General features: G+C 32.9%; 17 protein-coding genes. 14 read left to right on the forward strand and 3 right to left on the reverse strand.

Features of this window, described 5'->3' with window-relative positions; all coding sequences use genetic code 11:
- Positions 1–227 (reverse strand): helix-turn-helix domain-containing protein (locus tag GA0061080_RS11350; RefSeq protein WP_141683146.1); only part of this gene is annotated, 227 nt, incomplete at its 3' end.
- Positions 228–285: 58 nt separating this feature from the next.
- On the opposite strand from GA0061080_RS11350, the gene GA0061080_RS11355 reads away from it, so the two are divergent.
- Complete coding sequence (locus GA0061080_RS11355; protein ID WP_091125737.1) at positions 286–897, forward strand: hypothetical protein; 612 nt, start codon at positions 286–288, stop codon at positions 895–897.
- 236 nt (positions 898–1,133) lie between these two features.
- On the opposite strand, the gene GA0061080_RS11360 is transcribed toward GA0061080_RS11355, so the two are convergent.
- Complete coding sequence (locus GA0061080_RS11360) at positions 1,134–1,658, reverse strand: hypothetical protein (protein ID WP_091125741.1); 525 nt, start codon at positions 1,656–1,658, stop codon at positions 1,134–1,136.
- Positions 1,659–1,962: 304 nt separating this feature from the next.
- Here GA0061080_RS11360 and GA0061080_RS11365 point away from each other — a divergent pair, with 304 nt between their 5' ends.
- The 13 genes from GA0061080_RS11365 to GA0061080_RS11430 all read left to right on the forward strand — a co-directional run bounded on the left by GA0061080_RS11365 (position 1,963) and on the right by GA0061080_RS11430 (position 7,933).
- Positions 1,963–2,172 carry a hypothetical protein gene (locus GA0061080_RS11365; protein ID WP_091125745.1) on the forward strand — a complete coding sequence of 70 codons (210 nt, stop codon included), beginning with the start codon at positions 1,963–1,965 and terminating at the stop codon, positions 2,170–2,172.
- Between the two features lie 259 nt (positions 2,173–2,431).
- Complete coding sequence (locus GA0061080_RS11370; protein WP_091125748.1) at positions 2,432–3,202, forward strand: hypothetical protein; 771 nt, start codon at positions 2,432–2,434, stop codon at positions 3,200–3,202.
- Between the two features lie 49 nt (positions 3,203–3,251).
- Positions 3,252–4,139 carry a recombination-associated protein RdgC gene (locus GA0061080_RS11375; RefSeq protein ID WP_091125751.1) on the forward strand — a complete coding sequence of 296 codons (888 nt, stop codon included), beginning with the start codon at positions 3,252–3,254 and terminating at the stop codon, positions 4,137–4,139.
- A 182-nt stretch (positions 4,140–4,321) separates the two neighbouring features.
- Entirely contained in the window at positions 4,322–4,504 is a 183-nt protein-coding gene (locus GA0061080_RS11380) for a flagellar FlbD family protein (RefSeq protein ID WP_091125755.1), read from the forward strand.
- Between the two features lie 227 nt (positions 4,505–4,731).
- Positions 4,732–4,995: a hypothetical protein gene (locus GA0061080_RS11390; RefSeq protein ID WP_141683155.1), complete on the forward strand. Its 264-nt coding sequence runs from the start codon at positions 4,732–4,734 to the stop codon at positions 4,993–4,995.
- Between the two features lie 2 nt (positions 4,996–4,997).
- Positions 4,998–5,177 (forward strand): hypothetical protein, encoded by a 180-nt coding sequence (locus tag GA0061080_RS11395; RefSeq protein ID WP_091125765.1) that lies wholly within the window; start codon positions 4,998–5,000, stop codon positions 5,175–5,177.
- Positions 5,178–5,179: 2 nt separating this feature from the next.
- On the forward strand, positions 5,180–5,389 hold the full coding sequence (locus tag GA0061080_RS11400; protein WP_091125769.1) for a hypothetical protein: 210 nt from the start codon (positions 5,180–5,182) through the stop codon (positions 5,387–5,389).
- The gene (locus GA0061080_RS11405; RefSeq protein ID WP_091125773.1) at positions 5,386–5,718 is read left to right on the forward strand and encodes a hypothetical protein; all 333 of its coding nucleotides are present in this window, start codon (positions 5,386–5,388) and stop codon (positions 5,716–5,718) included. Before GA0061080_RS11400 ends, GA0061080_RS11405 begins: the two co-directional genes overlap by 4 nt.
- Entirely contained in the window at positions 5,715–5,903 is a 189-nt protein-coding gene (locus tag GA0061080_RS11410; protein ID WP_091125776.1) for a hypothetical protein, read from the forward strand. Before GA0061080_RS11405 ends, GA0061080_RS11410 begins: the two co-directional genes overlap by 4 nt.
- A gap of 57 nt (positions 5,904–5,960) precedes the next feature.
- Positions 5,961–6,485 carry a hypothetical protein gene (locus GA0061080_RS11415; RefSeq protein ID WP_091125780.1) on the forward strand — a complete coding sequence of 175 codons (525 nt, stop codon included), beginning with the start codon at positions 5,961–5,963 and terminating at the stop codon, positions 6,483–6,485.
- A gap of 2 nt (positions 6,486–6,487) precedes the next feature.
- Positions 6,488–7,204, forward strand: coding sequence for a coiled-coil domain-containing protein (locus tag GA0061080_RS11420; protein WP_091125784.1), 717 nt, complete (start codon positions 6,488–6,490; stop codon positions 7,202–7,204).
- A gap of 29 nt (positions 7,205–7,233) precedes the next feature.
- On the forward strand, positions 7,234–7,728 hold the full coding sequence (locus GA0061080_RS11425; RefSeq protein ID WP_141683156.1) for a hypothetical protein: 495 nt from the start codon (positions 7,234–7,236) through the stop codon (positions 7,726–7,728).
- 10 nt (positions 7,729–7,738) lie between these two features.
- Positions 7,739–7,933, forward strand: a complete 195-nt coding sequence (locus GA0061080_RS11430) for a hypothetical protein (RefSeq protein ID WP_091125792.1) — start codon at positions 7,739–7,741, stop codon at positions 7,931–7,933.
- Between the two features lie 15 nt (positions 7,934–7,948).
- Here GA0061080_RS11430 and GA0061080_RS11435 read toward each other — a convergent pair.
- The coding region (locus tag GA0061080_RS11435) for an integrase core domain-containing protein (protein ID WP_141683157.1) at positions 7,949–8,217 on the reverse strand (269 nt) is incomplete at its 5' end.

An 8,217-nucleotide genomic window follows, 5' to 3' on the forward strand; every position in this document is an offset into this window, starting at 1 on the left:
ACAACGGCTTGTTCTATATGTGGCTCTACCCGATTTTTTTCGATAGGCTTTTTACGACTGATTTCTTGAAGCGCAAGCTCACCCCCTTGCTCATACAGTTTTTTAAAGCGATAATAACTATCTCGACTGTATCCCATGACTTTGCAAGCTTGTTGAACGTTACCGAGTTGCTTAGCTAATTCTAGTAGTCCTAATTTAGGTTTAATGATTTTGGCGGTTTGATTCATTTCTGACTCTCCTTTTTGTGTTATAAAATAACTTAAATGTCAGATTAAGTAAAGACTATTGCAAATAACTTCAACCTTGAGAGAAGCTCCGATTGATTTTGTTAAATATGTAGCAAACAAATCAAACATATCAAGACAACTAAATCAAAAATTTCTTGATAGTATTACACCAATTGTAAAAAATGCAATTGAAAGAGCTGTAAGTAACATGGTTGTTGTTGGCTTAACAGGAAAAAAAGAAATATCCGATGACTTATCAAATGATAATGAAGAAAAAGCAATAATTGATGAAAAAGCCGATATTATAGATCCTGATAATAATAAAATTATTACTACTTACTCTGAAAGAGTTTTATTTGAACATGTTAATTCAATTATAGATGATAATGAATTAACATATAAAGACACCGAATCATATTTTAACGTGCTTTATCAAAATAAATCCAATAGATGGATAGTTCGATATTACGATAATAAACAACGCCCATCAATTCAATTGCCAATTGAGCTAACCGACAAAGTAAAAGACGAGGTTAAGAGAGCTGGATTAGAAATTGGTGCAGGCGAGCAAATTATTATTGATAAACCAGAAAATGTATTAAGAATATCGGGGTTAATCATCGATGCATATGAATACACAAAAAACGATGAAAACTTCAAAAGAAAATAAAAATTTCTTTTAATTTATTTTTGTAAAGCCCTATCAGGGCTTTTTTATATCTAAAATTCTCTCTCCTGCAATGTTAAATCATATATCAGATTAAAAAAAAAACAATCAGTATATTTTTTTTATACCTTTATATAAAAATAGTTTACATTAAGTATAAATAAACTATACTTGAACGCATCAAAACAAATCAACTTAACTTAACAAAAGTTGAAGCTCTTTAAAAATCAGGCTCAATATCAATTATCAGATTCGCTTTCTGGATAAAGTCCCGTATTATTTTTTAAATATTCAGATTGATTAGGTAAATCACCAGCTAACCAAGATATGATTTTTTCAAATTTAGTTAGCTTTATTGGAGGATTATCTCTAAGACCTAGACAAATAGCTGCTCTTTGTTGTGCAGCGTTACGTAGAACAGAAAAAACATGGCTATCATCTTTTTCCATTAATTTTAGTTTTGATGCTAATTGGTCATTTTCAAGAGAGTCAACATCTCGAATTAATGCCAAATATTGATAAGCTCTGGATTGTGCTACTGCTGAATTTTTACCAAATTGGTAAACTGAGTTAAATGCAGCAACACATGCTATCAGTCCACCATAAAAAATAGTACCTCGAAAATCCGCAAAAACAGCGGCGCCAAAGAATAAGATTAGAAATGATAAGAAACGATCTACCCTACCACACAATGTGGATTGCATTTTCTCTAAAGTATATGAGTAATTAATATCATAAATAATGTCGTGTCTTATTGTTTCCATTTTATTCACCTTTTAACTTTTCCGTTGCGGTTTTGGTGGTGGCACAGGCCTTTCATTAATTGGCTTATGTGCATCAGGCTTAGGGGCATTCATAATTAACTCCTTAAGGTTGGTGTTTGGCGATTCCAATCTTACCACGATGGCTGTGAGTGGTAAATAATCAGCCACCATTTCGTATATTTAACCCAATTGAGCTAATTGATACTGAGCCTGCATTTTATATGAACGTAATATATTAAGCTATTTAGCTCTTTAAAAATCAGGAACAGCATTAACTAAGTGTTTAATCATTTTGGAGGTTTGTATGTTGGCTCAAAATAATCTTTTATCTGGAACAGATAAAGAAAAAATAAAAAACGCAATTTTAGAAAGCGTCTCTAAAGCAGATGCTAGTTGTTACGCTAGCCTTGAAAAATTAGCCTTACAAGTTTGCAAGGCTATTAGTACAGTTAATTCTTATCCAGATAATCAACCCCAAGATCACTCTCTAAACGTGACGATAGCTCTAAAATAAAATCAGCTACATCATCAGCCGATGTTTTTTCATATTGTTTCCTTTTTTATCTGTTGTGGTGACAAAAAGGACACTTGAGCCTAACAAGTATAAAGATAGGCACACTTAGTTAATGCAATTCCTGATTACAGAATGATTAGTGGAGTAAATCGTACGCTCTTGGAGTGCAGACCAGAGCGTTTTTATTAATAACAAACATGTGAGTCCTGTGCAGAGGGCTCACGAACAAAATTATTTACAACATTTGTGGAGAATGAAAATGACAGATAAAACATTAAAAGACTTGTTACTAGAAGGTGTTGACCGTTTTAACAATAGTGATAAACCTGCCTCAATAATTGATGAAGCACTTGAAGAATTATTTAAAAATACAATTGAATCTGCATTTGGCCGGTATAGCGATTTTGGGCTAGCTGTAAAAGAAGCGTTCAAAGAAGCATTACCTGCTAATATTCAAGATGTTATTTCTCTACCTAAATATAACCAATTAATTGTCAACTCGCTTCAACAACAATGGCTTTCATCGAATGTTGAGCAAAATTTTGTGGATAAAGCGACAAAAATGCTTAATAACATTATTAATGAATACCCTATTCCTGAATATATTTATCTTTCTGATTTACTGGAGGCTTTTGTTGAAGAATATGCAGAAGAAGCCATGGAGAAGGGATGGGATCGACCAGACGTCAGAACTAATGAAAGCAGTTGTTATTATATGCATATCTATTTTGATAAGATACCTAAAAATGAGAGTTATTCATCATACATGGATGGAAGTGAGTACGAATTGGACAACAATCTCGCTTGTCGCCGTTTAGACGAAAAAGTAAAAGATAAATTTGAGCTAGCTGAATGTTACGCTTATGAAGTTTATTCAGCAAAAATTGATGGCGAATGTATTGGGAAATTAATTCAACCCACAAACACAAAATATCAAAACTTAATTATTGCTCTTTATTACGGACAATCCAAACTTGTATTTGACTGTGACATGATAGACGACTTTGTTTACCCGAACCATTGCGATTAATTAAACATCTTAGTGCAGAAAGATAAAATAAAAATGTGGAGTATTAAATATGTTTTTCAAAAACCTAATTATTTATCAATTTGATAAAAACAGTAGCATAGAACGTTTAGACAACGACATGTTAAAAAACATGGCGTTCACACCATGCGGACCAACGGACTCAATTAAAAAAGGTTTTGTTTCGCCAATTGATGACGATGACGTATTAAAATTACAGGTCCAAGGGCACTCGTTATTAAAGTTACGCATTGAAAGCAAGCTGTCACCATCATCTGTTATCAAGAAAAAAACATCTGAACGAATTGAACAACTCGAACAAAAACTGGGTCGTAGCGTTACTAAGAGTGAAAGACTTCGTGCAAAAGATGATGTTATTGTTGACTTATTACCTATTGCTTTCACAAAAGATCAATACGTCTATGTTTGGATTAATGATAAAGATAAATTTATAGCGGTAGAAACAGCCAGCTTTAAAAAAGCCGAGGACGTTCTTGCCTTGATAAGAAAAGAATTAGGCGCATTAGCACTCAAACCACTTTCTGTTGAAAATAATATATCATTCACGTTAAAAGAATGGGTATGTAATGACAGCACTCCACCTAACTTTTTTGTACTCAATGATGCAATGTTAGCCGACCCATTAGAAGGGAATGGAAAAATAAAGCTTATTGACGAAAACCTCACTGCAGAAGAAGTCAAAAGTTATCTAAATGGCGGGCGTGAAATTAAATCGCTATCGTTCTCATATAAACAACAAACAGTTTTTACAGTAAATACTGAGCTCGTTTTTTCCAAAATTAGCTATTCATCTGAAATGTTAGATGAAAATAGCGATATCTCACTAGATGATAAAGCAAAACGAATAGAAGCTGATTTCTTTTTAGTTGCTAATGAACTAGCTAATTTAATCAAAGATTTTACTAAAGCGGTGCAATAACACAGGTGGCGTCTGGTATATGCGTTGATAATTAGTGTTAGCAGTGATCTGTTCCTTAGCAGTTAGCCCACTAATTTGAAATATACAAGCCTAAACCCATTTCCAGACGGTAGTCACGCCGTTGGCGACAGAGTGGCAATTACTTAATACAACAATAGTTAACTGCTAAGAGGAGTTTATAATTGGCTAAGTTTATTGAGGTAACAGACCAAGACGGTAAGATGTTAGTTAACATAGAATGCATTATTTATATTCAAGAAACCGATAGTATTGAAACAGTTATTGAAATACTTAATGACAAAACCCTTTTTGTTCAAGAGCCATACGAAGAAATAAAATCAAAACTGGAGATTGCTAATGCCTAAATTAAATTGGCGTGATGCTAGCAAAGAGTTGCCAGAAAACCTTACTGATTGCGTTGTAATTACTAGGTCATTTTCGCAGGACGGAAAAATTATAATCAGCGCTCAAAACTCATGTTATTACAGAAGAATCGATAAATGGGGATATGTTAATGGCTGTCATGTTTTAGCGTGGGTTTACACGCATGAATTAATACAGTTATACGGATTAAATCAATATTTAGGAGTAAATGATGACTAAATTAAATTGGCGCAAATTTCCAGATGAAGTGCCAGAAAAAGAAAACGGCATTGCTCAAAAACTGTGTATCGTACGTATTCGTTTTTTAAATGGGCGTGAAGAATTGTGTGAAGCAACAGTATATGACTGGTACGACGAACACGCAGAATTCGACGAGTGGTTAGATGATTATGTTGGTAAATGGTCTAGGCATGATAACGATGAAATAACTCACTGGATTTACGCAGATGAGCTACCACTACCGGAGGAGTGATTATGTCAGAAAAAATAACGTTTGTAGTGAGCGCGCGAATTGGTCCTTCATACAATGAAGTAGAAATAGAAGTTGATAAAGCTGAATATGAAGCTGCGGAAGATAAAAAAGCTTACGAACAAGAGCTGGCCGATTCTTATTTTCCCGATCTTGTAGAGATCGGAATAGGTATTAAGGAGTAATTATGAAATATTTTACGTATGACCATCACGGTGATGGTTTTGAATATCACAACACAGAAGAAGAAGCAAAAAGCTATGCTGAACAATGCTTGGATTTTTATTTGCAAAACGACAATCATGATTTCGTTGATATTTACTGGGGTGAGATAAAAGAGTCTGTGCATTCAAATGATGCAGTGCTTGAGTTAAAAGCAATTGAGGAGCAATTATGATTACAGATGAAGAATGGAAAAAGCTAAAAGTTGGGGATGTTATCTATGTTGTGAGTGATGTTTTTTATGCTGATGACATTTTTTTACAAAAAGCAACTATATCAAAAATCACAAAAGCACAAATAAAGTTAGGTTATGCCGAGGGGTTGTATGTTCAGACTTATAACAAATCTCAATCTGATCGTTTGTTTACAAATGCATGTAATGCATATAAATATGGAATAGATCTTCTGTCAGAAAAAACAAAAAAATTACATAAAAAGATAAACGAAATAGAGTCTAATAAATCTCTTTTTACAAAGAGCTATGAACAACTGGAGCAAGAATGAGCGTGATTATGCCAACTAATAAACAGGTTAGAGTAGACCAAATACGCTTAGTTTGTTCAATTATGAAAGAAATAGATGAACAAAACAATGGTTGTTTTATCACATATGAGCAGATGAACACAATCATAAGAGCCGCAAATATTATATGCGATGAATTTAATAATAAGGATTCTAAAAAAGAATAATTTTTTAAATTACAAATAACGAGTGCAGACGTTATTAATTAAATGTGGAGTATTAATATGACTTGGATTACAACCCATTCAGGGTTACATTTTGATTACCAAAACCCTATCGTCGATTCAATCTGTATTGAAGATATCGCAAAAGGATTATCTCATGAATGCCGTTACACTGGGCAGCTTGATAGATTTTATTCTGTAGCTCAACATTCTGTTGAATGTAGTTACGTTGTTGCCGATAAATTTAAATTAGAAGCATTGTTACATGATGCTGTTGAAGCGTACTGCAAAGACATCCCGTCACCACTAAAAAAATTATTACCTGATTACCGCCTGGTTGAAGACAAGGTTGATCAAGTTATCAGGCAAAAATTTAATTTGCCATTAACTATTTCTCCTGAAGTTAAACAAGCTGACCTTATTTTATTAGCAACTGAACATCGTGATATAGCTAATGATGGCAAAGAGTGGCCAATGTTAAAAGACATTCCATTGCTTGAGAGAAAAATAGAGCCAGTACCAAGCGGTGTTGCTTATAACCGCTTCATGCGTCGATTTTATGAGTTGATCAAACAGGAGATGTAAAAATGGCAGAATATGGCGTAAAGGTTAATAGTTCTAATTTTATTGAAATCTCATCTGGGCAACAAAAGTTTTTAGTTCTAACTACTGCACGTGATCCCATGATTGGGGACATATTAATTATCAAGGATAGAAACGATCCTGGTAACTCAGTTGAAGCGATTATTACCAGTTTTGACATTGAAGCAAATGGAATTGAAAACGGTTTTATCGTTGTCAGCATTGATATTAACTCCAAAGACCAAAGTGCAGTTGTAAAACAATCTCAAACAGATGAAAAGATTATTTTATTAAATAAGAAACTATCTGAATTAACTAAAAAATATAATGCATCATGCAACAATTACAACGAATTAGATAATGAAAAAACTAAAATTAATGAACTATTGAAAAAAGAAATAAAAAAAAGTGACGGTATGCAAGAAGAAATATCTTCACTAAAAACGGAAATATCAAAACAAAAAAATGAGTTAGCAAGAAATCATAACACAATAAAAGACCTTCAATCTGAGGTTAAGAAGCAAAAGGATAGCCTAGAATGGTATCAAGTTCGAAATGATGAGTTAGCTAATTTAAATGCATCTTTGAACCAGGAAATACATAGCATAAAAAATAAAAATGACATTATGAATAAAGCAACTGAACATGTAGTTCCTGATAGTTATATCAAGCTAAGAAGCCTAACCAAAAACTTATTATCTTATATCGATAGTAATTTATAACTGCAGTTAATAAATGCTAGAACGTAATTATGAAAAAGAAGCGAAACAAAAAATATAACCCAACACTAAAATATCAACAAATATCTAGAATTGTGGCCAAGGATTACATGATCTTAGATATCACTGCTATTGATGTGTTTGTTTATTACAAAGGTTCTGAAATCAAACCTAAATCATTTGAAGCAAGGATGTTAAACGAAGTGCGTTATAAATGGCAAATAATGGCGGGTGTTATTTGTCGAGATCAACTAAAACGCGAATATTTAAAAACAGACACATTTATAACAGCTAATGAGTATTTTACATCTGAACTATCTGATTATCTGGCAGAGTTTCAAGTGAATTTATGGGAAACAGCCAACCCGTTACACAGGTTAACCCAATTTTGGTTAGCAACACCAAATACTGTAGAACTTAGCGAGCAACAAGTTATAAATATGATTAATAGTAAAAATGGATTTAATCAGTTTATGACTGAATATGAATATGAATATGAATATGAATATAAAAAACAAATAAAATAAAGGCCTAACTATGACAATTAACACTATTATTATTGATATTGAAACATTAGATACAAAACCGACGGCAATTATATTGTCAATTGGAGCATTTGCATTTGATAGATTTAATTTAAATGAAACGTTAGAAAAAATAGAAATGGTTGAAATTTCAGGTTGTTACAGTGATCATCATCTATACCTGTCATGTGTAGTAGCTCAAACTTAATCTGACAGACACATATTACTCATCGGCTTTCATTTTAACAAAATGCGTGTCCGATGAGCAAAATAAATTCTCCAATTGCTTTTCCTTAACCAACCCCTTTGCATCATTCCATGTTTGCCATGGTGTCTTTCCATAACAATATTTTCCAGAGTGTGCTCTTTCTCGATTGTAAAACTCAAGCCATTGCTCAATATCGTTTTGTATTTCACTCAATTGTGTGTAAATCTTACGTCGAAATAAAATATCATAACATTCTGTTTTCATCGTCTTATGGAATCGCTCAC

Origin of the sequence: Gilliamella intestini, from assembly GCF_900094935.1 — a bacterium.
GTDB lineage: Bacteria > Pseudomonadota > Gammaproteobacteria > Enterobacterales > Orbaceae > Gilliamella > Gilliamella intestini.

Coding starts and splice junctions, on each gene's coding strand:
- GA0061080_RS11360 (WP_091125741.1), bottom strand. CDS start 1,658: ATGGAAACAATAAGACACGACATTATTTATGATATTAATTACTCATAT.
- GA0061080_RS11365 (WP_091125745.1), top strand. CDS start 1,963: ATGTTGGCTCAAAATAATCTTTTATCTGGAACAGATAAAGAAAAAATA.
- GA0061080_RS11370 (WP_091125748.1), top strand. CDS start 2,432: ATGACAGATAAAACATTAAAAGACTTGTTACTAGAAGGTGTTGACCGT.
- GA0061080_RS11375 (WP_091125751.1), top strand. CDS start 3,252: ATGTTTTTCAAAAACCTAATTATTTATCAATTTGATAAAAACAGTAGC.
- GA0061080_RS11390 (WP_141683155.1), top strand. CDS start 4,732: ATGATGACTAAATTAAATTGGCGCAAATTTCCAGATGAAGTGCCAGAA.
- GA0061080_RS11395 (WP_091125765.1), top strand. CDS start 4,998: ATGTCAGAAAAAATAACGTTTGTAGTGAGCGCGCGAATTGGTCCTTCA.
- GA0061080_RS11400 (WP_091125769.1), top strand. CDS start 5,180: ATGAAATATTTTACGTATGACCATCACGGTGATGGTTTTGAATATCAC.
- GA0061080_RS11405 (WP_091125773.1), top strand. CDS start 5,386: ATGATTACAGATGAAGAATGGAAAAAGCTAAAAGTTGGGGATGTTATC.
- GA0061080_RS11410 (WP_091125776.1), top strand. CDS start 5,715: ATGAGCGTGATTATGCCAACTAATAAACAGGTTAGAGTAGACCAAATA.
- GA0061080_RS11415 (WP_091125780.1), top strand. CDS start 5,961: ATGACTTGGATTACAACCCATTCAGGGTTACATTTTGATTACCAAAAC.
- GA0061080_RS11420 (WP_091125784.1), top strand. CDS start 6,488: ATGGCAGAATATGGCGTAAAGGTTAATAGTTCTAATTTTATTGAAATC.
- GA0061080_RS11425 (WP_141683156.1), top strand. CDS start 7,234: ATGAAAAAGAAGCGAAACAAAAAATATAACCCAACACTAAAATATCAA.
- GA0061080_RS11430 (WP_091125792.1), top strand. CDS start 7,739: ATGACAATTAACACTATTATTATTGATATTGAAACATTAGATACAAAA.